The organism is Vibrio sp. 2033 (genome assembly GCF_033339735.1).
In genome coordinates this window covers 181,345-204,416 of the sequence record NZ_JAWOVC010000007.1, presented here as the reverse complement: position 1 = coordinate 204,416, position 23,072 = coordinate 181,345, and the positions used below count along the sequence as shown (strand labels likewise).

The 23,072-nt window shown below is 45.1% G+C and carries 23 protein-coding genes; 21 read left to right on the top strand and 2 right to left on the bottom strand.

Translation table 11 applies throughout. The features are described from left to right. The first annotated feature begins 63 nt into the window (after window positions 1–63). Window positions 64–1,377 (top strand): isocitrate lyase, encoded by a 1,314-nt coding sequence (gene aceA / locus R7P74_RS12225; RefSeq protein WP_005381733.1) that lies wholly within the window; start codon window positions 64–66, stop codon window positions 1,375–1,377. Between the two features lie 123 nt (window positions 1,378–1,500). Here the strand turns inward: aceA and R7P74_RS12220 are convergent, their stop codons facing one another. Further along, window positions 1,501–1,950 (bottom strand): CBS domain-containing protein, encoded by a 450-nt coding sequence (locus R7P74_RS12220; RefSeq protein ID WP_017820562.1) that lies wholly within the window; start codon window positions 1,948–1,950, stop codon window positions 1,501–1,503. Between the two features lie 312 nt (window positions 1,951–2,262). Here R7P74_RS12220 and R7P74_RS12215 point away from each other — a divergent pair, with 312 nt between their 5' ends. From R7P74_RS12215 to secF, 6 genes are all read left to right on the top strand, one after another. Next, window positions 2,263–3,429: a trypsin-like serine protease gene (locus R7P74_RS12215; protein WP_318122870.1), complete on the top strand. Its 1,167-nt coding sequence runs from the start codon at window positions 2,263–2,265 to the stop codon at window positions 3,427–3,429. 268 nt (window positions 3,430–3,697) lie between these two features. Next, complete coding sequence (queA, locus tag R7P74_RS12210; protein WP_005381728.1) at window positions 3,698–4,750, top strand: tRNA preQ1(34) S-adenosylmethionine ribosyltransferase-isomerase QueA; 1,053 nt, start codon at window positions 3,698–3,700, stop codon at window positions 4,748–4,750. A 147-nt stretch (window positions 4,751–4,897) separates the two neighbouring features. Next, window positions 4,898–6,034, top strand: coding sequence for a tRNA guanosine(34) transglycosylase Tgt (gene tgt / locus R7P74_RS12205; RefSeq protein ID WP_005381727.1), 1,137 nt, complete (start codon window positions 4,898–4,900; stop codon window positions 6,032–6,034). Window positions 6,035–6,211: 177 nt separating this feature from the next. Further along, the gene (gene yajC, locus R7P74_RS12200) at window positions 6,212–6,541 is read left to right on the top strand and encodes a preprotein translocase subunit YajC (RefSeq protein ID WP_005381725.1); all 330 of its coding nucleotides are present in this window, start codon (window positions 6,212–6,214) and stop codon (window positions 6,539–6,541) included. A 21-nt stretch (window positions 6,542–6,562) separates the two neighbouring features. Continuing rightward, the gene (gene secD / locus R7P74_RS12195; RefSeq protein ID WP_005381724.1) at window positions 6,563–8,419 is read left to right on the top strand and encodes a protein translocase subunit SecD; all 1,857 of its coding nucleotides are present in this window, start codon (window positions 6,563–6,565) and stop codon (window positions 8,417–8,419) included. Between the two features lie 14 nt (window positions 8,420–8,433). Beyond that, complete coding sequence (gene secF / locus R7P74_RS12190) at window positions 8,434–9,381, top strand: protein translocase subunit SecF (RefSeq protein WP_005383689.1); 948 nt, start codon at window positions 8,434–8,436, stop codon at window positions 9,379–9,381. A gap of 209 nt (window positions 9,382–9,590) precedes the next feature. Here secF and suhB read toward each other — a convergent pair whose 3' ends face one another. Then, window positions 9,591–10,394 (bottom strand): inositol-1-monophosphatase, encoded by an 804-nt coding sequence (gene suhB / locus R7P74_RS12185; RefSeq protein WP_005381722.1) that lies wholly within the window; start codon window positions 10,392–10,394, stop codon window positions 9,591–9,593. 231 nt (window positions 10,395–10,625) lie between these two features. On the opposite strand from suhB, the gene trmJ reads away from it, so the two are divergent. The 14 genes from trmJ to ispG all read left to right on the top strand — a co-directional run bounded on the left by trmJ (window position 10,626) and on the right by ispG (window position 23,066). Further along, the gene (gene trmJ, locus R7P74_RS12180; RefSeq protein ID WP_005383693.1) at window positions 10,626–11,345 is read left to right on the top strand and encodes a tRNA (cytosine(32)/uridine(32)-2'-O)-methyltransferase TrmJ; all 720 of its coding nucleotides are present in this window, start codon (window positions 10,626–10,628) and stop codon (window positions 11,343–11,345) included. Window positions 11,346–11,470: 125 nt separating this feature from the next. After that, a complete protein-coding gene (gene iscR / locus R7P74_RS12175; protein WP_005381720.1) occupies window positions 11,471–11,977 on the top strand; it encodes a Fe-S cluster assembly transcriptional regulator IscR in 507 nt (168 codons plus the stop codon). A gap of 28 nt (window positions 11,978–12,005) precedes the next feature. Beyond that, a complete protein-coding gene (locus R7P74_RS12170) occupies window positions 12,006–13,220 on the top strand; it encodes an IscS subfamily cysteine desulfurase (protein ID WP_225474205.1) in 1,215 nt (404 codons plus the stop codon). A 38-nt stretch (window positions 13,221–13,258) separates the two neighbouring features. Continuing rightward, window positions 13,259–13,642 (top strand): Fe-S cluster assembly scaffold IscU, encoded by a 384-nt coding sequence (gene iscU, locus R7P74_RS12165; protein ID WP_005381718.1) that lies wholly within the window; start codon window positions 13,259–13,261, stop codon window positions 13,640–13,642. Between the two features lie 70 nt (window positions 13,643–13,712). After that, window positions 13,713–14,036: an iron-sulfur cluster assembly protein IscA gene (iscA, locus tag R7P74_RS12160; protein ID WP_005381717.1), complete on the top strand. Its 324-nt coding sequence runs from the start codon at window positions 13,713–13,715 to the stop codon at window positions 14,034–14,036. 55 nt (window positions 14,037–14,091) lie between these two features. After that, window positions 14,092–14,607 carry a co-chaperone HscB gene (gene hscB / locus R7P74_RS12155; protein ID WP_033905803.1) on the top strand — a complete coding sequence of 172 codons (516 nt, stop codon included), beginning with the start codon at window positions 14,092–14,094 and terminating at the stop codon, window positions 14,605–14,607. A gap of 21 nt (window positions 14,608–14,628) precedes the next feature. Continuing rightward, entirely contained in the window at window positions 14,629–16,482 is a 1,854-nt protein-coding gene (hscA, locus tag R7P74_RS12150) for a Fe-S protein assembly chaperone HscA (protein WP_318122869.1), read from the top strand. Window positions 16,483–16,495: 13 nt separating this feature from the next. Beyond that, window positions 16,496–16,834: an ISC system 2Fe-2S type ferredoxin gene (gene fdx / locus R7P74_RS12145; protein ID WP_005381713.1), complete on the top strand. Its 339-nt coding sequence runs from the start codon at window positions 16,496–16,498 to the stop codon at window positions 16,832–16,834. 44 nt (window positions 16,835–16,878) lie between these two features. Further along, window positions 16,879–17,073, top strand: coding sequence for a Fe-S cluster assembly protein IscX (iscX, locus tag R7P74_RS12140; RefSeq protein ID WP_005381711.1), 195 nt, complete (start codon window positions 16,879–16,881; stop codon window positions 17,071–17,073). Window positions 17,074–17,234: 161 nt separating this feature from the next. Beyond that, entirely contained in the window at window positions 17,235–18,533 is a 1,299-nt protein-coding gene (pepB, locus tag R7P74_RS12135; protein WP_005381709.1) for an aminopeptidase PepB, read from the top strand. Between the two features lie 95 nt (window positions 18,534–18,628). Continuing rightward, the gene (ndk, locus tag R7P74_RS12130) at window positions 18,629–19,054 is read left to right on the top strand and encodes a nucleoside-diphosphate kinase (protein ID WP_042521171.1); all 426 of its coding nucleotides are present in this window, start codon (window positions 18,629–18,631) and stop codon (window positions 19,052–19,054) included. A gap of 373 nt (window positions 19,055–19,427) precedes the next feature. Continuing rightward, on the top strand, window positions 19,428–20,555 hold the full coding sequence (locus R7P74_RS12125; protein WP_017633913.1) for a bifunctional tRNA (adenosine(37)-C2)-methyltransferase TrmG/ribosomal RNA large subunit methyltransferase RlmN: 1,128 nt from the start codon (window positions 19,428–19,430) through the stop codon (window positions 20,553–20,555). 435 nt (window positions 20,556–20,990) lie between these two features. Next, window positions 20,991–21,941 carry a cytoskeleton protein RodZ gene (rodZ, locus tag R7P74_RS12120; protein ID WP_005383707.1) on the top strand — a complete coding sequence of 317 codons (951 nt, stop codon included), beginning with the start codon at window positions 20,991–20,993 and terminating at the stop codon, window positions 21,939–21,941. 6 nt (window positions 21,942–21,947) lie between these two features. Then, entirely contained in the window at window positions 21,948–23,066 is a 1,119-nt protein-coding gene (gene ispG / locus R7P74_RS12115) for a flavodoxin-dependent (E)-4-hydroxy-3-methylbut-2-enyl-diphosphate synthase (protein ID WP_005381699.1), read from the top strand. Window positions 23,067–23,072: the final 6 nt, after the last annotated feature.

Here is a 23,072-nt window from a genome sequence, read left to right as displayed (position 1 = left end):
CTGCCTGAGAACGGAAACTCAACGCACACGCATAAAGTGCAAATTATAAAGAGGGATAGACCAATGACTAACTTAACTCGCCGCCAACAAATTGAAGCTCTTGAAAAAGACTGGGCAACTAATCCACGCTGGAAAAATGTGAAGCGTACTTACACTGCCGAGGAAGTGGTGGAACTGCGTGGCTCTATGGTGCCTGCAAACACAATTGCACAACGTGGTGCAGACAAACTTTGGTCACTGGTCAACGGTAGTGCGAAAAAAGGTTACGTAAACTGTCTTGGTGCGCTAACGGGTGGTCAAGCGGTTCAACAAGCTAAAGCAGGTATTGAAGCGATTTACTTGTCAGGCTGGCAGGTAGCGGCGGATAACAACACCGCCTCGACGATGTATCCAGACCAATCTCTTTACCCAGTAGATTCTGTACCGTCAGTAGTAAAACGCATCAACAACTCATTCCGTCGTGCAGACCAAATTCAGTGGGCTGCTGGTAAGACGCCTGAAGATGAAGGTGGTATTGATTACTTCCTACCTATCGTAGCGGATGCTGAAGCGGGCTTTGGTGGTGTGCTTAACGCTTACGAACTAATGAAATCGATGATCGAAGCCGGTGCCGCGGGCGTTCACTTTGAAGACCAGTTAGCATCGGTGAAAAAGTGTGGTCATATGGGTGGTAAGGTATTAGTTCCTACGCAAGAAGCGGTACAAAAGCTCGTTGCAGCTCGTTTGGCTGCTGACGTAGCGGGTACAACAACATTAGTTATTGCTCGTACTGATGCGAATGCGGCGGATCTCATTACTTCAGATTGCGACCCATATGATAAAGACTTTATTGAAGGTGAGCGTACTCAAGAAGGTTTCTACCGCGTTCGCGCGGGTATCGACCAAGCGATTTCTCGCGGTCTGGCTTACGCACCATATGCAGACTTGATTTGGTGTGAAACGGCTACGCCATGTTTGGAAGAAGCACGTAAGTTTGCAGAAGCAATTCACGCTGAATACCCAGATCAATTGTTGGCGTACAACTGCTCGCCTTCATTCAACTGGGAGAAAAACCTAGATGCAGAAACCATTGCTAAGTTCCAACAAGAGCTTGCAGACATGGGCTACAAGTACCAATTCATCACGCTAGCAGGCATTCACAACATGTGGTTCAACATGTTTGAACTGGCACACGCTTACGCTCAAGGTGAAGGTATGCGTCATTATGTTGAGAAAGTTCAGCGTCCTGAATTCCAAGCGGCTGAAAAAGGTTATACGTTTGTTGCGCACCAACAAGAAGTAGGTACAGGTTACTTCGATAGAATGACCAATACTATCCAAGGTGGTAACTCTTCAGTGACAGCATTGACAGGTTCGACCGAAGAAGACCAATTCTAATTGGCAGAGAAACACTTCCTTAATCAGCGTCAGTAATGGCATTTTGAGCGGCAACCCTGCCGCTCTTTTTTCGTTTAACCGGTGTAAAAACGAAACTTACAACAAAGAGAATACGCTTGCGTACTATTCTTCCTGCTCGATTTCTTCAGGTTCCACTTCTTCTTGTAGTTCCAATAAGTTAATCGCAATCGTCACGAAGTCACTATCAGTAATAATGCCGACCAATCGACCTTTGGTGACAACAGGTAGACAGCCAACTTTATGCTTTTGCATATAGATAGCGCTCTCTTTGAGCCCCGCGATCGGCTCTGCCGTCATGATGTTGGTGTGCATCATTTCGTAGAGCGGTGTGTCTAAAGTAAAAGATTGTTCAGCCTCATCTGGGTGCAAGCTCGATTCTTGAGCAGCAAGAATGTCGCGTTGAGTCACCAAGCCTTGTAAGTGGTTATTGGCATCAACAACCGGAATGTGTCGAATATCAAGCGCATCCATCATGCTTTTTGCATCACGCAAGGTGTGCGTGCGCAGTAAGGTATGAGGATTACGAGTCATCATGTCTTCAACCTTGATCATAGAGACCTCCAGCGGCATTGTCCTTCTCTTAAATATAGAGAATATTTTTCTGTATATCTGGGAGCTAACTCGTTTTTCATCAATTAAATAGCACAATGCTGATGGGCTGCGTAATCTGTGTTTTATTGGTGTTTTTATTAATTTGAATAAGTCGGTTTGTGTGCGAGTCAATTGGCATTTTTAGTTGATATTGAATGTGTTCCCAAGGTAATCCAATGAATTGAATCGCACATTTTTATTCGCTGGATTTTCCAAGATTCTTCTCTCGAAGAAGATACGTCCAGGCTTACCAAATTGAAGACAGCGACCTAGATGAAACGAACAACGTGTAACAAACTTATTGCGCTGGCAGTGGCGGCATTCAGTGTGCCATCAACACAGGCGATTGTGTTAGGAGATGAACAAACCGATCCTGTTGACCGCGTTACTTTGCGAGCAAGTAATATGGCAGAGTTTCCGCTGTGTGGTGGAACGATGCTGACAGAGCAATGGGTACTGACTGCGGCGCACTGTGTGGTGATGGGACAAGGAACCAATGAAGCAACCTACTATGTGACCCCGCCGGGTGAGCTGTCGGTGAATGCGAATGTGTATGAACTTAATTCTGCAGGGCTTGATAACTTCTATCCGGTGTCTCACATTGTGGTTCATCCGGATTACACCCGGATTTCAAAAGCTGAGACCGACAGTAATGGCAACGTGAAACCTATCCAAACCGGTTTAGATTCAGACATCGCGTTGCTGTATCTCACGCGCCCAGTGGCAAACGCGAGCTTTGCTGACCTAGCGAGTAAAGTTGACATGGAGAGTATCGAAGCACGTTTGGTGGCGGATTGGAACGATAATTACCTGACCAATCAACGTGTCGAAAATGTGCAAGTGTTTGGATGGGGGGCTACTCAGCCGGATGCTTCTGAACCTTCTAATACGCTCAAAACCACCATTAGCACATTTTTACCCATCGACAAATGTTATGAGCGTTTAGAAATTGGCAGCAGTTTTCCGGGGATCATTGATTCAAGAGACAACCAAACCAAAATTTGTACGCTACCAACACAAAACCATGTATTGGAGCCAGATAGCCATACTCAATATGGCAACTCTGCATGTAAAGGTGACAGTGGTGGCCCGTTGGTCGATGTGGCGACCGGCAAACAAATTGGTATTGTTAGTGGCGGCCCCCTTATTCTACCAACGTGTGGCTCTTTGACGATCCCAAGTTTCTACACCAAGGTGAGCCACTATTACGACTGGGTACAGTCTTACATCACTGCCGATGCGCCACCAAGTCGTTACATCGTTGCGCCGAATTTTATCAAAAGTGCTAACAATGAAAGTGGTGACAATAAAGAGTGTCACGATGGCATTGCGACCAATAACTGTGATTTCAAAGGCTCAGATGATGAAGGTGGCAGTCTAGGGTTTTGGTTATTGGGTTTATTCGTGCCGTTATTCTTGTGGCGAAAGCGTGAGGTTTGATAGGGCGATTGGAATGCCAAACTAATAAGCAGCGGTATACGCTGCTTTGCTTTTTTCATGTTTTCTCTTTTGGGCTCAAATTAAAAATAGTGCCAAGTAATCGAGGCTTTTCACGTTTTATTACACTCTTCACCATGGCTTTTACTGCTATATTCTGGTGATTTGCTTGCTATTGCAGCATGTAAACATATACTAGTCTGCTGCGAAAAACTCGTCGCAATTTTATCGTCGCCTAGACGTGATTTGACCAATAGATAAGACAAGTAACATGCAAGTATCAGATTTCCATTTCGACCTTCCAGATGAACTCATCGCTCGCTACCCTCAACCAGAGCGTACCGCTAGCCGACTGCTGCAAATGGACGGCAATACCGGAGAGCTCATTGATGGCACATTTACTGATGTATTGGGCCAAGTTCAACCCGGTGACTTAGTGGTGTTTAATAATACTCGTGTTATTCCTGCTCGTCTTTTTGGCCGCAAGGAGTCGGGCGGTAAATTAGAAGTGCTAGTGGAGCGCATGTTGGATGAGAAAAGCATCCTCGCGCACGTTCGTTGCTCTAAATCACCAAAACCAGGTACAACCATTATTGTTGGCGAGAATGATGAATATTCAGCAGAAATGGTTGCACGCCATGATGCTTTATTTGAACTGAAATTTAGTTCTGATAAGACGGTACTAGAAATTCTGGAAGAAATCGGCCATATGCCGCTTCCTCCTTACATCGACCGTCCAGACGAAGATGCAGATAAAGAGCGTTACCAAACGGTATATAATCAAAAGCCAGGTGCGGTTGCGGCACCGACAGCGGGCCTTCACTTTGATGATGTTCTCTTGGAGAAAATCAAAGCGAAAGGTGCAGAGTTTGCTTACGTTACTTTGCACGTTGGGGCGGGTACATTCCAGCCAGTAAAAGTGGAAAATATCAACGATCACCACATGCATGCCGAGTACGTAGAAGTACCACAAGAAGTCGTCGAAGCAATTAAAGCGACGAAAGCGCGTGGCGGACGAATTATTGCTGTTGGTACCACATCTGTGCGTTCACTTGAAAGTGCAGCGCAAGACGCATTGCAAAAAGGGACTGAGCTGGCCCCATTCTTTGGCGATACAGAAATCTTTATTTTCCCTGGTTACGAATATCAGCTGGTGGATTGCTTGATCACAAACTTCCACTTGCCTGAATCAACACTGATCATGTTGGTGAGTGCATTTGCTGGATACGAGAACACCATGAATGCTTACAAACATGCGGTGGAAAACAAATACCGTTTCTTCTCGTATGGCGATTCAATGTTCATCAAGAAGAAAACAGCGTAGTTAAAAGTAGATTTACGAGTGCTAGCAGTAAGCTAGGAAATAAAGCATCCATTGCTTTGTCTCTCGCAAGGAAAAGCGACCGCTCCTTAAAGTAGGGTAGAGCCCTAAACACTCAGTCAGACTGTTTCTCTGACACCCGGAGGCATCGTGAAATTAAAATTCGATCTTAAGAAGAAAAACGGCAATGCACGTCGTGGTCAACTGACTTTCGAACGCGGCACTGTTCAAACTCCTGCGTTCATGCCAGTAGGTACTTACGGTACCGTTAAAGGTATGACACCAGAAGAAGTAAAAGGTACTGGTGCAGAAATTCTGCTAGGTAATACGTTCCACCTGTGGCTACGTCCTGGTCAAGAAGTGATGAAAATGCACGGTGACCTGCACGATTTTATGAACTGGCACGGTCCTATTCTTACTGATTCAGGCGGCTTCCAAGTATTCAGCCTTGGTAAGATGCGTACGATCACTGAAGAGGGTGTTCACTTTCGTAACCCAGTAAACGGTGACAAGATTTTCATGGACGCAGAAAAGTCGATGGAAATTCAAAAAGACCTGGGCTCTGACATCGTTATGATTTTTGACGAGTGTACGCCTTACCCAGCGACACACGATGAAGCGAAGAAATCGATGGAAATGTCATTACGCTGGGCACAGCGTTCACGTGACCATTTCGAGAAGCTAGAAAACCCGAACAACCTATTTGGTATTGTTCAAGGTGGTGTTTACGAAGATTTACGTGATGTGTCGGTAAAAGGTCTAACGGAAATCGGTTTTGACGGTTATGCGGTTGGTGGTTTGGCAGTAGGTGAGCCTAAAGAAGACATGCACCGTATTCTTGAGCATACTTGTCCTCAACTTCCTGAAGACAAACCTCGCTACTTGATGGGCGTTGGTAAGCCAGAAGATTTGGTTGAAGGTGTTCGTCGTGGTATCGACATGTTTGACTGTGTAATGCCAACGCGTAACGCACGTAATGGTCACTTATTTGTGACTGGTGGTGTGATCAAGATCCGTAATGCGAAACATAAAACGGATACAACACCATTGGATCCGCATTGTGACTGTTACACTTGTCAAAACTACAGCAAGTCGTACCTTCACCATTTAGAGCGTTGTAATGAAATCTTAGGCGCTCGCTTGAATACAATCCATAACCTGCGTTACTACCAGCGTCTGATGGAAAGCATTCGTAAAGCAATTGATGAAGATCGCTTCGATGAATTTGTTACTGAGTTCTATGAGCGTCGTGGCCGTGAAGTGCCACCACTAGCAAAAGAGCAGTAATTGAAAAACTAAAAGAATTAAAGCCTTTGGCATGTCGCCAGAGGCTTTTGCTAATAAAGTAGGCTAACGCACGTTATTTTTGAGAGAGCGATCTCTATTAGTTACTCTCAGACTTGAATCTAAAATGCGAAAGCCCAATTTGTTTGATTATCAATAAAATATAATGAGGATGTTTTAATGTTTATTTCTCAGGCTCACGCAGCAGCAGAAGGCGCGCCAGCAGGCGGTGGTTTTGAAATGCTAATCATGCTTGGCATGTTCGCAGTGATCTTTTACTTCATGATTTACCGCCCACAAGCGAAACGCGTAAAAGAACACAAAAACCTAATGGCTTCTATGGGCAAAGGCGACGAAGTTTTAACTAGCGGTGGCCTAGTGGGTAAAATCACTAAGATTGCTGAAGACAATGACTACATTTCAATTGAGCTTAACGCGAACAATGAAGTAGTAATCAAGAAAGACTTCATCACTGCAGTGCTACCAAAAGGTACGCTTAAGTCTCTATAAAACAGCTAAAGGATCCTCGCTGTGCTAAACCGTTATCCATTATGGAAGTACTTGATGGTGCTTTTTGCCATCATCACCGCTGCGTTATACGCACTTCCAAATATCTACGGTGAAGATCCGGCTATTCAAGTTACAGGGGCGCGTGGCGCCTCTGTAGATATGTCAACGCTGGATGCTGTCACTACTGCTCTTAACAAAGAGCAACTTTCTCATAAATCCATTGCTCTCGAAGATGGATCAATTCTTGTTCGTTTTAACGACACTGACACACAAATCAGTGCTCGTGATGTCATCAGCGAAGCGCTAGGCAAAGACACAATTGTTGCACTTAACCTTGCACCTTCTACACCCGATTGGCTAGAAGCGATTGGCGCGTCACCATTGAAGCTAGGTCTTGACCTTCGCGGTGGTGTTCACTTCTTAATGGAAGTGGATATGGATGCAGCGATGGAAAAGCTTGTTGGTCAACAAGAAGAAGCTTTCCGTAGCGAACTTCGTGACGCCAAGATTCGTTACCGTGCAATCCGCCCTTCTGGAAAAGAAGCGGTAGAAGTGTTGTTGCGTAACGAAGAGCAATTAGCAGAAGCGAAAGCAACGCTAGAAAAGAATCACCCGGACATGATTTTTGTCGATTCTGATTCAAATGGCCGTTACGCTCTTACTGCAACCTTTACTGAGCAACGTTTACAAGAGATCCGTAACTATGCTGTTGAGCAAAACATTACGATTTTACGTAATCGTGTCAACGAACTAGGTGTTGCGGAACCATTGGTTCAACGTCAAGGTGCTAGTCGCATTGTAGTTGAACTGCCTGGTGTTCAAGATACTGCTCGTGCAAAAGAAATTCTCGGAGCTACGGCAACGCTTGAATTCCGCGAAGTTGATGATAAAGCTGACCTATCGGCAGCGGCAAATGGTCGTGCGCCAGCAGGTAGTGAAATCAAGATGGACCGTGATGGTCGCCCAGTTGTGCTTAAGAAGCGCGTTATTCTTGGCGGTCAAAGCATCACAGATGCAAGCTCAAGTGTTGATGAATATGGTCGTCCACAAGTTAACATCTCGCTAGACAGCGAAGGTGGTAATAAGATGTCTGCGTTCTCTAAGAAGAACATTGGTAAGCTAATGGCTACCGTGTTTGCAGAATACAAAGACAGTGGCCGTCGTACGCCTGAAGGCAAAGTTATTCTGGATAAGCATGAAGAAGTCATCAACCAAGCAACGATTCAATCGGCTCTTGGTCGTAACTTCCGTATCACAGGTATCGATTCTGCTGCAGAAGCACACAACCTAGCACTTCTACTACGTGCTGGTGCACTGATTGCACCTATCTCTATCGTTGAAGAACGTACCATTGGTCCATCAATGGGCCAGCAAAACATCGATATGGGTATCCAAGCATGTATCTGGGGTATGGTTGCCGTAATGCTATTTACGCTGCTTTACTACCGCGGCTTTGGTTTGATTGCAAACATCGCTCTAATGGCAAACTTAGTGCTTATCATTGGTGTTATGTCGATGATTCCAGGCGCTACCATGACGCTTCCGGGGATAGCCGGTATCGTGTTAACAGTCGGTATGGCGGTTGATGCGAACGTACTGATCTTCGAGCGTATCCGTGAAGAGATTCGTGATGGACGCAGTCCACAACAAGCGATTCACCAAGGTTACGCGAATGCATTCAGCACGATTGCTGATGCGAACATCACAACACTAATTACTGCAATCATTCTATTTGCGGTCGGTACAGGTGCGGTGAAAGGTTTCGCAGTTACTCTATCTATCGGTATCTTAACTTCAATGTTCACCGCCATTATTGGTACACGTTGTATCGTGAACCTGATCTACGGTGGCAAACGCGTTGATAAATTGTCGATCTAAGGCTGGGAATTAATATGTTTCAAATTCTAAAAGCAGAGAAGACGATCGGCTTTATGCGTTGGTCGAAAGTAGCATTCGTTTTTTCAATTATAATGATTGCTGCTTCTATCTTCACTTTGTCAACCAAGTGGCTTAATTGGGGTCTAGATTTCACTGGCGGTACGCTTATCGAGGTCGGTTTTGAACAGCCAGCAAACCTTGAAGAGATTCGTGCAGCACTAGATTCAAAAGGCTTTGGCGATGCGACAGTACAAAACTTCGGTAGTGCTCGTGAAGTCATGGTCCGTCTTCGTCCACGTGATGACGTTTCTGGTGAAACGCTAGGTAACCAAATCATTGGTGCTATCAAAGATGGTACTGGCGAAAGCGTAGAAATGCGTCGTATTGAGTTCGTAGGTCCCAACGTTGGTGATGAGCTAACAGAAGCTGGTGGTCTAGCGATCTTGGTATCGCTGATCTGTATCCTGCTTTATGTATCGATGCGATTTGAATGGCGTCTAGCGGCTGGTGCGGTAATGGCATTGGCTCACGATATAATTATCACGCTAGGTGTCTTTTCGTTTCTACAAATTGAAGTTGACCTGACTATCGTAGCTGCGCTACTGACGGTTGTGGGCTACTCACTCAACGATACCATCGTTGTATTTGACCGGATTCGTGAAAACTTCCGTAAGATGCGTAAGGGCGAACCTTCAGACATTATGGACGCTTCAATCACTCAAACATTGAGCCGTACATTGATTACATCTGGTACGACGTTGTTCGTGGTAATTGCACTGTTCATGCAGGGTGGTGCTATGATTCACGGCTTTGCAACCGCACTTTTACTCGGTATCACTGTAGGTACTTACTCTTCTATCTACGTAGCATCAGCACTGGCTCTAAAACTGGGTATCCAGAAAGAGCACTTGATGCCACCTCAAGTAGAAAAAGAAGGTGCAGAGTTCGACGAAATGCCATAAGGCAGATTGAGAACCGGAAACAAAAACCGCTGAACAATCAGCGGTTTTTTTGTATCTGAATAGAGTAGTGAGCTTGTAGAGCCTCTCTGTATGAAGAGCCTTCAGCTACAGCTAAGTCGATACGGAGCAGTAGATACAAAAAAGCCCAGCTCATTGAGCGGGGCTTTCTAAAGTCATCAGCGTGACGGGCTAGATATGACTTTCAAATCTTACTTAAGGATCGCGCTGTTACCGTTTTCGCGAATGTGCTTAAGGATAGATTTTACTCCACGAGCGCTTGAAGCAACGATGTTACCAGACTTCATGTAGTCAGTGCCGCCAGCAAAGTCAGTTAGGATTGCGCCAGCTTCACGAGCAATAAGCTCACCTGCTGCCATATCCCAAGGTTTTAGGCCTAGCTCGAAGTAACCATCAACACGGCCAGCAGCCACGTAACAAAGGTCAAGAGCAGCAGAGCCGCTACGACGGAAATCAGCACATTCAGTGAATAGCGCACCAACGATCTTGATGTAAGACTCAGCGTGTTGTTTCTGCTTGAATGGGAAGCCTGTTGCTAGAACAGTACCTTGAAGGTCTTTTAGTTGAGCAACACGAATACGTGCACTGTTTAGTTGAGCGCCGGCACCGCGTTGTGCAGTGAATAGCTCATTTTGCATTGGATCGTAAACACAAGCAACTTCAGTTTTGCCCTTAATACGAACAGCGATAGAAACCGCGAAAGTTGGGTAACCTTTTACAAAGTTAGTGGTGCCATCCAGTGGGTCGATGATCCATTGTACGTCTTTATCTTTACCTTCGATAAGACCTTGTTCTTCAGCAACGATACAGTGCTCAGGGTAAGACTGCTTGATAGTATCGATGATGATGTATTCTGCTTCTTTGTCTACGTTAGTGACAAAGTCATTAGTGCCTTTAAGAGTAGATTCTACTTTATCAGTGTTTTCTAATGATTTAGCAATATGATTGCCTGCCTTTCGCGCAGCGCGAATAGCAATGTTTAGCATTGGATGCATACGAATTTCCCAACGGATGTTAAAGAACAAATGAAAGCGGCGGCGAGTATACCAGAGATAATTAAAAAGGGAAGTGGTTATTTTTTGTTCTAAATGCGGCTGGTTGAGTGTACAGAGCATACTGCGGACGAGAACAATAACCAAGAATGAGAAGAGAGGTCTGCTTGCCTCTAGGGTGTCTTAAAAAACTATGATAACATTCTGCGGTTTTAATTTAGGTAGCAAACACAGATGTTGGATCAAGTAAAAATTGTACTCGTAGGTACCTCTCATTCAGGCAATATTGGCTCAGCAGCTCGAGCAATGAAAGTGATGGGTTTAAACCAACTAGTATTAGTCGATCCACAATGTGAAGTGGATGAACAAACTCTTGCTTTAGCTGCGGGTGCTGGTGATATTGCTCAAAATGCAAAGATTGTCGGCACATTAGAAGAAGCGGTTGAAGATTGTGGCCTTGTTGTGGGTTCTAGCGCCCGCTCTCGTACATTAGAATGGCCAATGCTCGAGCCACGTGAATGCGGTGAGAAATTTGCAGTTGAAGGCCGAAAACATCCTGTTGCGCTCGTGTTTGGCCGAGAAAGAACTGGTTTGACAAACGAAGAGCTACAAAAGTGCCACTACCATGTTTGTATTCCCGCTAATCCTGAGTACAGCTCGCTTAACCTAGCGATGGCTGTACAAACTCTCAGTTACGAAGTGCGAGTTGCACACTTGAACTTAGAGCAAAGCCAGTTTTCCCCAAATGAATCGGAAGAATACCCGCGTCATCGAGAACTTGAAATGTTCTTCGAGCATCTTGAAAAGGTGATGGTTGAGACCCAGTTTATTAACAAAGAGCAACCTGGACAGGTGATGAATAAGTTGCGCCGTTTGTTCTCTCGTGCTCGACCAGAAACCCAAGAACTTAATATTCTACGAGGCGTTTTGACTTCGATAGAAAAGAAGTTCTGAGTAAATAATAACCACTTTAGGTGTAAGGATGAATACCTGAGTAAAATGGTCAAATAAATACTTGACCAAATTACTCAGGTATGGAAAAATCTTAACCATTACAAACCATGTGGATACGGTGTGGTATGAAACTTACATCTAAAGGAAGATATGCGGTGACAGCCATGCTGGATGTGGCACTGCATTCGCAACAAAACCCTGTACCTCTGGCTGATATTTCAGAGCGTCAAGGGATCTCGCTCTCTTACTTAGAGCAGCTATTTTCAAAATTGCGTAAAGCAGGTCTCGTTGCCAGCGTTCGTGGTCCTGGTGGTGGTTACCGACTTGGTGCCGACGCTCACAGTATCGCTATTGGTACCGTGATTGCTGCCGTTGATGAGTCAGTAGATGCAACCAAATGCCAAGGTAAAGGAGATTGCCAAGGTGGAACACGTTGCCTTACTCACACGCTGTGGCGTGACCTAAGCTCTCGCATTAGTGACTTTTTGAATAACATCACTCTTGGTGAGTTGATGACAGACAATGAAGTACTCGAAATTTCTGATCGTCAGGACATTGATCTGGCGGTAACCCATGGGCTATCAAACAAAAATACAACCGCCGCGCCCATCGGTGTAAACGTCCGCTCTTAGCGGTCAGCTTTTTACATTGGAGTAGAGAATGAAACTGCCGATTTATCTTGATTATTCCGCTACATGTCCAGTTGATCCACGTGTTGCTGAAAAAATGGTTCAGTACATGACAATGGATGGCACATTTGGCAACCCAGCGTCACGTTCGCACCGTTACGGCTGGCAGGCAGAAGAAGCGGTCGATACTGCTCGTGAGCAAATTGCTGATCTTCTAAATGCAGATCCTCGCGAAATCGTATTTACATCTGGTGCGACAGAATCAGACAACCTTGCGATTAAAGGTGCAGCGCACTTTTACTCGAAGAAAGGCAAGCACGTAATCACTTGTAAAACAGAGCACAAAGCCGTTCTTGACCCATGTCGTCAACTTGAGCGTGAAGGCTTTGAAGTGACTTACCTTGAGCCAGAATCAAATGGCTTGATCGATCTAGAGAAGCTTAGAGCAGCCATGCGTGATGACACCGTGCTTGTGTCTATTATGCATGTAAACAACGAGATTGGTGTGGTTCAAGACATTACAGCGATCGGCGAACTGTGCCGTGAGCGTAAAATTGTTTTCCACGTGGATGCAGCGCAATCTGCAGGTAAATTACCAATCGACGTTCAAGAGATGAAAGTTGATCTAATTTCACTTTCTGCTCACAAAGTATACGGCCCTAAAGGTATCGGTGCACTTTACGTACGTCGTAAGCCTCGTATTCGTCTTGAAGCGCAAATGCACGGTGGCGGTCATGAGCGTGGTTTCCGCTCTGGTACACTTGCTACTCACCAAATCGTAGGTATGGGTGAAGCATTCCGCATTGCAAAAGAAGACATGCAAAAAGATTACGATCATGCTTTAGCGCTTCGTAACCGTCTTTTTGATGGCGTGAAAGACTTAGAAGCAGTGACGGTAAACGGTGACTTTGAGCAGCGTGTACCACACAACCTAAACATCAGTTTCGCATTCGTAGAAGGTGAATCACTACTAATGTCGCTTAAAGATCTAGCGGTATCTTCTGGTAGTGCTTGTACGTCTGCAAGCCTTGAGCCTTCTTACGTTCTTCGTGCCCTAGGCATGGATGACGAATTGGCTCACAGCTCGGTTCGTTTCTCGTTTGGTCGTTTCACGACTGAAGAAGAAATTGATTACGCAATTGAACAAATCCGCGTTGCAGTGACTAAGCTACGCGACATGTCTCCTCTATGGGATATGTACAAAGAAGGGATTGATTTGAGCACTGTTGAATGGGCTCACCATTAATCTCAGGGATTGAAATAGAGGATTCGAGGTAATTTATCATGGCATACAGCGAAAAAGTAATTGATCACTACGAAAACCCACGTAACGTTGGTTCATTCGATAAAGAAGATCCATCAGTAGGTAGCGGCATGGTTGGCGCTCCTGCGTGTGGTGACGTAATGAAGCTTCAAATCAAAGTGACACCTGAAGGTATCATCGAAGATGCGAAGTTCAAAACATACGGTTGTGGTAGTGCAATCGCATCAAGCTCACTAGTAACTGAGTGGGTAAAAGGTAAGTCAGTTGATGAAGCGGCAGCAATTAAAAACTCTGAGATTGCTGAAGAGCTAGAGCTTCCACCAGTGAAAGTTCACTGTTCTATTCTTGCTGAAGATGCAATCAAAGCAGCGGTTGCTGACTACAAGAAAAAACACCAAGAATAATTATTCCGTAATATAATGGGAGCTTTGACGCTCCCATTCCAATCGAAATTTAGACAGACTAAGGTGCAGTATGGCCATCACAATGACAGAATCAGCGGCAAGTCGCGTAAGAGCATTCCTAGATAACCGAGGCAAAGGTATCGGTTTACGTCTTGGAGTGAAGACGACTGGTTGTTCCGGCATGGCATACGTACTTGAGTTTGTTGATGAGCTCAATGAAGAAGACGAAGTATTTGAACTCTCTGGAGTGAAAATTATCATCGATCAAAAGAGCTTAGTGTACCTAGATGGTACTGAATTGGATTACGTGAAAGAAGGGTTGAATGAAGGTTTTGAATTCAACAACCCTAACGCGAAAAGTGAATGTGGTTGTGGTGAAAGCTTCAACGTCTAATTGATTGTCCTTCTGGGCAAACGAGTCCGGAAGGCTTTACTAGGACCCGAACTTAATGAATCACTTTGAATTATTTGGGCTACCAAGTCAGTTTAAGCTGGATGGTAGCCTTCTTTCTTCTCAGTTCCGAGAACTACAAAAACGCTTCCACCCGGATAACTTTGCAACGGGCTCAGAACGTGACCGTTTGATGGCGGTGCAAAAGGCGGCGCAAATCAACGATGCCTATCAAGTTCTGAAAAATCCTATTTCTCGCGCCGAGTATATCCTCGCAGAGCAAGGTGTTGAGATCCGAGGTGAACAGCAAACAATGCAAGATCCGATGTTCTTAATGGAGCAAATGGAACTGCGCGAAGAACTGGAAGAGATTGCTGACAAGTCCGATCCTGAATCGGCGCTTTTTGACTTCGACTCTAAGGTCAGCAAAATGTACAAACAGCATCTGGCAAGCGTCGAGCAAGAGCTTGATGATGGTCTATGGGCTGAAGCCGCAGACCGAGTTCGTAAGCTAAAATTCATTGCCAAACTAAAGAACGAAATTGAGCTAGTCGAAGACAAACTCCTCGGCTAGTAAGTGTGACAAGGACCTATCATGGCACTACTTCAAATCGCAGAACCGGGCCAAAGCTCGGCACCTCATGAGCATAAGTTAGCAGCGGGTATCGACTTAGGTACTACCAACTCTTTGGTTGCTTCTGTACGTAGCGGCGATGCAACTCCACTTGCGGACGAGCAGGGCCGTACTATTTTACCTTCAGTCGTTAATTACGCTGAGGAAACGTTAACGGTCGGCCACGAAGCCAAAGCCAAAGCAGAGTTTGAACCAGAGAACACGATTATCTCTGTAAAACGTTTGATCGGTCGTTCATTAAAGGACATTCAGTCCCGTTACTCTTCACTTCCTTATCGTTTTAAAGAGAGTGAAAACGGCCTGCCAATTCTGCAAACACCTCAAGGTGACAAAAACCCGATTGAAGTATCTGCGGACATCCTAAAAGTATTGGGTAAGCGAGCTGAAGATACGTTAGGTGGTGAGTTAGCTGGTGTCGTTATTACCGTTCCTGCTTACTTTGATGACGCGCAACGTGCAGGTACAAAAGATGCGGCGAAATTAGCTGGTCTTCATGTTCTCCGTCTACTTAACGAACCAACCGCTGCGGCAATTGCTTATGGCCTAGACTCTGGTCAAGAAGGTGTGATTGCGGTTTACGATCTAGGTGGCGGTACTTTTGATATCTCTATCCTACGTTTATCGAAAGGCGTATTTGAAGTATTAGCAACAGGTGGCGACTCTGCATTAGGCGGTGACGACTTCGACCATCTATTTGCCGATTATTTAATGGAGCAAGCGGGTCTAGAAGCGCCGCTTTCTGCAGAAAAGAACCGTACACTGTTGAACATTGCTACTGAAGCTAAGATTGCTTTCTCTGAGCAAGACAGTGTTGACGTTGACGTTTTTGGTTGGAAAAGCACCGTGACTCGCGAGCAGTTCGAAGATCTGATTCGTCCGCTAGTGAAGAAAACCCTGATGTCTTGCCGCCGCGCATTAAAAGATGCGGATGTCGACGCAGATGAAGTACTCGAGGTCGTCATGGTCGGTGGCTCAACACGCACATTGCTTGTACGAGAAATGGTTGGCGAATTCTTTGGCCGTACACCACTGACAAGCATTAACCCAGATGAAGTTGTTGCAATCGGTGCGGGTATTCAAGCTGATATCCTAGCGGGTAACAAACCTGACTCTGAGATGTTGCTTCTTGATGTGATTCCACTGTCGCTCGGTATTGAAACCATGGGTGGTTTGGTCGAGAAGATCATCCCCCGCAACACTACGATTCCCGTTGCGCGTGCGCAAGAATTTACCACATTCAAAGATGGCCAAACGGCGATGAGTGTTCATGTGGTACAAGGTGAACGTGAAATGGTTGATGACTGTCGTTCACTTGCTCGCTTCTCGTTAAAAGGTATTCCTCCGATGGCAGCGGGTGCGGCACATATTCGCGTGACTTACCAAGTTGACGCAGATGGCCTTCTTTCTGTTACGGCAATGGAGAAGAGCACTGGTGTTCAATCAGAGATTCAAGTAAAACCTTCTTACGGCTTAAGTGACAATGAAGTGGCGGATATGTTGCGTGATTCAATGACGCACGCAAAAGAAGACATGCAAGCTCGTGCCTTAGCTGAGCAGCGTGTTGAAGCCGACCGAGTGATAGAAGGTTTGATTGCAGCGATGCAAGCTGATGGTGATGACTTACTATCAGAACAAGAGAAACAAAACTTGATTAAAGCCATCGAAGCCTTGATTGAGCTGCGTAATGGTGATGATGCAGATGCGATAGAGCAGGGCATTAAAGATACCGATAAAGCGAGCCAAGATTTCGCATCACGCCGTATGGATAAATCGATTCGAGCTGCGTTGTCAGGTCAATCAGTAGACGATATATAAGAGATAAGTAGTTATGCCTAAGATTATTGTATTACCACACGACGATTTGTGCCCAGAAGGTGCAGTGTTGGAAGCAAACTCTGGTGACACCGTTCTAGACGTAGCGCTAAAAAACGGTATCGGTATTGAACATGCGTGTGAGAAGTCATGTGCGTGTACTACCTGCCACGTAATCATCCGTGAAGGTTTTGATTCACTCGAAGAAAGTGAAGAACTAGAAGACGACATGCTAGATAAAGCGTGGGGTCTAGAGCCTGAGTCACGCCTAGGGTGTCAGGCGAGAATTGCTGATGAAGACTTGGTGGTAGAAATTCCTAAATACACATTAAACCACGCTTCAGAAGATCACTAAAACTATCTTCCCAATATAGGGAAGAAGCAAAAGGAAGATGAGCAATGAAATGGACAGATTCTCGCGATATCGCGATTGAACTTTGTGACAAGTTTCCAGATGTCGATCCAAAAACAGTGCGTTTTACCGATCTTCATCAATGGATCATGGAGTTAGATGAGTTTGACGATGAGCCAAACCGTTCTAATGAAAAGATTCTAGAAGCCGTTATCATGTGCTGGATGGACGAAGCAGACTAAGTCTGTAAAACACAGCCTAGTTAACAATTCTTACTAAAAAAAGCGGACCTTTAGGTCCGTTTTTTTATCCAATTGACATTTTTGCCCTACATAATGCTAACATCCGTGAGTTATTTAAAAGAAGCAGCGTAGGCAACGCTGCTATAAGACAAGGAGAAACCATGTCTACACAGATGTCTGTATTTTTAAGTCAAGAGTCGGCAGCACCACATTGGGGTGAAAAAGCACTGCTTTCATTCGCTGAAAACGGCGCAACTATTCACTTAGGTGAAGGTCATGATCTCGGCGCAATTCAACGTGCAGCTCGTCAGCTAGATGGCCAAGGAATTCGTTCTATTTTTCTTTCTGGTGATAACTGGGATCTAGAGAGCGTATGGGCTTTCCACCAAGGGTTCCGTAACCCTAAAAAACATGGCTCAGTTGAGTGGGCAGCATTGTCTGATGAAGATCAAGCAGAGCTTCAAGCTCGTATTACTTCGACTGATTTTACCCGCGATATTATCAACAAAACGGCAGAAGAAGTTGCTCCTCGTCAGCTAGCGACAATGGCTGCTGAATTCATCAAATCTGTTGCGCCGAAAGGCACGGTGACAGCTCGTATCGTCAAAGACAAAGACTTGTTGGCAGAAGGTTGGGAAGGTATTTACGCAGTAGGCCGTGGTTCTGAGCGTACTTCTGCGATGCTTCAGTTAGACTACAACCCAACTGGTGACGAAAACGCACCTGTATTCGCATGTCTTGTGGGTAAAGGCATCACCTTTGATTCCGGTGGTTACAGCTTGAAGCCTTCTACCTTCATGAGTGCAATGAAAGCAGATATGGGTGGCTCGGGTACTATAACTGGTGGCCTAGGATTAGCTATCTTGCGCGGTTTAAACAAGCGCGTAAAACTGATCTTGTGTTGTGCTGAGAACATGGTTTCTGGCCGTGCCCTTAAGCTTGGCGACATCATCACTTACAAAAACGGCAAAACCGTTGAGATTATGAATACCGACGCGGAAGGTCGCTTGGTGCTTGCCGACGGTCTTATCTACGCCAGTGAGCAAAAGCCTGAGTTAATTATTGACTGCGCGACGCTAACAGGCGCAGCGAAGAATGCGTTAGGTAACGATTACCATGCGCTAATGAGCTTTGATGATGAGCTATCGCATCAAGCGCTTACGGCGGCAAACCAGGAAAAAGAAGGCTTGTGGCCGCTACCACTTGCTGACTTCCATCGAGAAATGCTGCCATCTAATTTTGCCGATTTATCTAATATCAGCTCTGGTGATTATTCTCCAGGTGCAAGCACTGCAGCTGCATTCTTGTCTTACTTCGTTGAGGACTACAAAAAAGGCTGGTTACATTTCGACTGTGCGGGTACGTATCGTAAAGCCGCTTCTGATAAATGGGCTGCGGGAGCAACGGGTATGGGTGTTCGTACACTTGCTCGTTTCCTCAATGAGCAAGCTGGAAAATAAGATTGATTGCAGCACTCTCTTGTTTGAGTGCTGCTCTTACCCAGTAAGTCACTTTAAAAGCACAACTATTATTACAAGTACAGAAAGGAAATTTTATGGCTCTAGAAAGAACATTTTCAATCATTAAGCCTGATGCTGTAGAGCGAAACCTAATTGGTGAAATCTACAATCGTATTGAAAAGGCTGGCCTACGTATCATCGCTGCCAAAATGGTTCACCTGACAGAAGATCAGGCAAGCGGCTTTTATGCAGAGCATGAAGGTAAAGAGTTTTTCCCTCCTCTAAAAGAGTTCATGACATCTGGTCCTATTATGGTTCAGGTATTGGAAGGTGAAAATGCGATTGCACGTTACCGCGAGCTAATGGGTAAAACCAACCCAGAGGAAGCGGCATGCGGCACTTTGCGTGCTGATTACGCACTCAGCATGCGTCACAATTCAGTTCATGGTTCCGATAGCCCTGAGTCTGCCGCTCGTGAAATTGAGTTTTTCTTCCCTGAATCAGAAGTTTTCTCTCGCTAACTCGTTCATGCATCACTTTTGCGTGATGATCTAGTTCGTAACAACCTCGGATTTGTCCGAGGTTTTTTATTCCGCGTTCTCCATTTCACCGGCGAGTTCATTCGTAATTATTCGCGAAGACGTTGGCTAATCTGAGCATCTTACAGGGGGGAAAGCTTAGTTAAGTGTGTTTGTTCTCACTGTTTTCTCTGTATCACTTCTACGCTTTTGCTGTCGGTTGTCTAATCATTATTCTCACCGCAAAGTCTGTTTAAAATTTAATCGTTTTTATTTTAATGCCTTAGCAAACTCAGGGTCTTACACCCCTTGTTGTAGCTGCATAAAGGCTGTACAATTCGCGCCCTTATTCTTGTTTCAGTCATTGAGAGGCAACATGACCACTGAAAAAATCAATCTACTCGACTTTGATCGCAAAGGCATGCGTCAGTTTTTCGCGGAAGAACTTGGCGAGAAAGCGTTTCGTGCCGATCAGGTTATGAAGTGGATCTACCATTTCGGTGTAGATGACTTCGAAAAAATGACAAACATCAACAAGAAGCTGCGCGAAAAGCTTTTACACAAGTGTGAAATTAAAGCACCAACTGTAGCAGAAGCCCAGCATTCTTCAGACGGCACGATCAAGTGGGCAATGAAGGTTGGTGATCAGGATGTAGAAACGGTTTACATTCCAGAAGATGATCGCGCAACGCTTTGTGTATCTTCTCAAGTAGGTTGTGCATTGGAATGTAAGTTCTGCTCAACAGCACAGCAGGGCTTTAACCGTAACTTGAAAGTTTCAGAGATCATCGGTCAGGTGTGGCGTGCTGCACGTGAAATTGGTCTTGAGAAAGAAACAGGCCGTCGCCCAATTACGAACGTCGTGATGATGGGCATGGGTGAGCCGCTTCTTAATATGAAGAACTTGATTCCTGCATTGGAGTTAATGCTGGATGACCTTGGCTTTGGTTTGTCGAAGCGTCGCGTAACCGTATCAACATCAGGTGTGGTTTCTGGTCTTGATCAGATGACGGGCAAAATCGACGTTGCGTTAGCGATCTCTCTTCATGCGCCAAACGATAAGCTGCGTAGTGAAATCATGCCAATTAACGATCGTTGGGATATTCAAGATTTCCTAGCATCCGTTCGTCGTTACATTGCTTCATCGAATGCAAACCGTGGCAAGGTAACAGTCGAGTACGTGTTGCTTGATCATGTGAACGATGACATGGACCATGCACGCGAGCTGGCTGAATTGATGAAAGACACACCATGTAAGATTAACTTGATTCCGTTTAACCCGTACCCAGGTTCACCTTACAAGAAACCAAGTAACTCACGTATTGATCGCTTCCAAAAAACATTGATGCAATACGAGCACACAGTTACGGTTCGTAAAACACGTGGTGATGACATTGATGCCGCATGTGGTCAGTTGGTCGGTGATGTAATTGACCGAACTAAACGTACGGCAATGCTGAAAGCGTCACGCGGTGCCGATACCATTGAAGTGAAAGCTGTATAAACGACCGGAATTCAAAAATAGCCAGAGCCATTCGCTCTGGCTATTTTGTTTATTGTTTAGGACATTTTCGCCAAGATTTGGGACTATCACTCTTCAACCTAAGGTTATTTGGGTATAATTTCGAATTCCTTTGTCAAAGTTTGGACAAAAGCTTGAGCTATCTGTTAGTTTGAGTGTAAAGAGTTTTTGTCTTCGTTGCGCATTCGCTTATCATGATATGTAACACTAACGATGACACCGATAATTCTCAGCACTTTCTCACATACGTTTTGCTGATTTTTGCAAAACGGGTATTCGCACTCAGATCGCTGAGAGTTTCTTAAAATTATTATTTTTGGTTAACGCGTTTTGGCTAGCTATCTTTAAAGAGGCTTAAGAACAATAACGAAAATACATGACCACGTTAGCCACTAAAACAGATTAAATACCGCCATTATGACAGAACACGAAAATACGAATGAAGTGCCACTCTCTATTGAAGCTGGCACATTACTGAAAAACAAACGTGAATCCTTGGGAATGAGCCAAAAGCAAGTTGCCGACCGCCTGAGGCTTCGCATTTCTGTGATTGAAGATATTGAAAATAACCGATTTGAATCTCAACAAGTCGCGACATTTACGCGTGGTTACTTACGCTCTTACGCTAAATTCGTAGGTCTTGATGAGAAGGTGGTTTTGACGGCGTTAGAGCAGACTGCCGATGCTCAGCCTCAAGAGCAAGAAATTGAAATGCAAAGCTTCTCTCGTAAAACAAAAGACGAGAAGCACAATAGCCGTATTATGCTCCTTACTTGGGTTATCGGGCTAGTCATTATTGGCATTTCAGCTGCATGGTGGTGGCAAAACCAACAAGAGAATAGCCTAACTAAGGAAGTAACGGATTCAAGTGTTGAAGCGCCGCAGCCCACAGCTCAAGAATTAGCTGATATCGATTTGATGACGGCTGAAGAGTTAATCGCAAGCACTCCTGAAGAAGTGGCTTCAACTAATGAAGGTGTTGCTGAATTGACTGAAGCACCCGTTGAGCAAGGGGCGGATCCTTTGCTGACTGAAACTGAAAATACAACAAGCGTAGATTCTGAAGAACCTGTTGCCGTGATTGAAGCGGCGGAAGAGGAACAGCCTGCGCCAGTAGTACCTGAAGGCATGACACTTCTTACTATGAAGTTTAAAGCGGACTGTTGGATTCAAGTAAAAGACACCAATGGTAAAACGCTGGTAAGTGGTACTCATAAGCCAGGACAAGATGTAGAACTTACCGGAAAAGCGCCATTTAAAGTGATATTAGGCGCACCGGAAGGGGTTACAATGACATTTGCAAGTGAACCTGTCGACCTTTCTGGGTATACTTCAGGCAAAGTAGCTAGATTCACTCTACCGTTATAAAAAATTATGCAACACGAATCTCCAATTATTCGTCGTAAATCGACGCGTATTTATGTGGGTGATGTGCCAATTGGTGATGGTGCGCCAATTGCAGTACAGTCAATGACTAACACTCGCACGACTGACGTAGAAGCGACAGTCGCTCAAATCCGAGCACTAGAAAAAGTCGGCGCAGATATCGTTCGAGTTTCTGTACCTACGATGGACGCAGCAGAAGCTTTCAAACTGATTAAACAGCAAGTTTCTGTACCATTAGTGGCTGATATTCATTTCGACTATCGTATCGCGCTGAAAGTGGCGGAGTACGGAGTTGACTGTTTACGTATCAACCCAGGTAACATCGGCAATGAAGAGCGCATTCGCGCTGTTGTTGATTGCGCTCGCGATAAAAATATCCCGATCCGTATTGGTGTCAATGGTGGATCTTTGGAAAAAGATCTACAGATGAAATACGGTGAGCCTACGCCAGAAGCCTTGGTTGAATCGGCGATGCGTCACGTAGATCATCTCGATCGTCTTAACTTTGACCAATTTAAAGTTAGCGTGAAAGCTTCAGACGTTTTTCTTGCGGTGGATTCATATCGTCTGCTGGCGAAGAAAATCGATCAGCCTCTTCATTTAGGTATCACAGAGGCGGGTGGTGCTCGAGCTGGCGCTGTTAAGTCATCTGTTGGCTTAGGTATGCTGTTATCTGAAGGGATAGGCGATACGCTGCGTATCTCTTTGGCTGCCGATCCAGTTGAAGAAATCAAAGTCGGTTTTGACATCCTTAAATCTCTGCGCATTCGCTCTCGAGGCATCAACTTTATTGCGTGCCCAAGCTGCTCACGCCAAGAATTCGATGTGATTGGTACGGTGAATGCACTGGAGCAACGTTTAGAAGACATCATCACGCCAATGGATGTGTCTATCATCGGTTGTGTGGTAAACGGCCCTGGTGAAGCAGAAGTTTCTCACTTAGGCCTAGCAGGTAGTAACAAGAAGAGCGCATTCTACGAAGATGGTAAACGCCAGAAAGAGCGCTTTGATAACGATGACCTTGTGAATAAGCTAGAAGCTAAGATCCGTGCGAAAGCAGCTATGATGAATGGCGAAAACCGCATCGAAGTTAAAGTACAAGATTAATCTCAA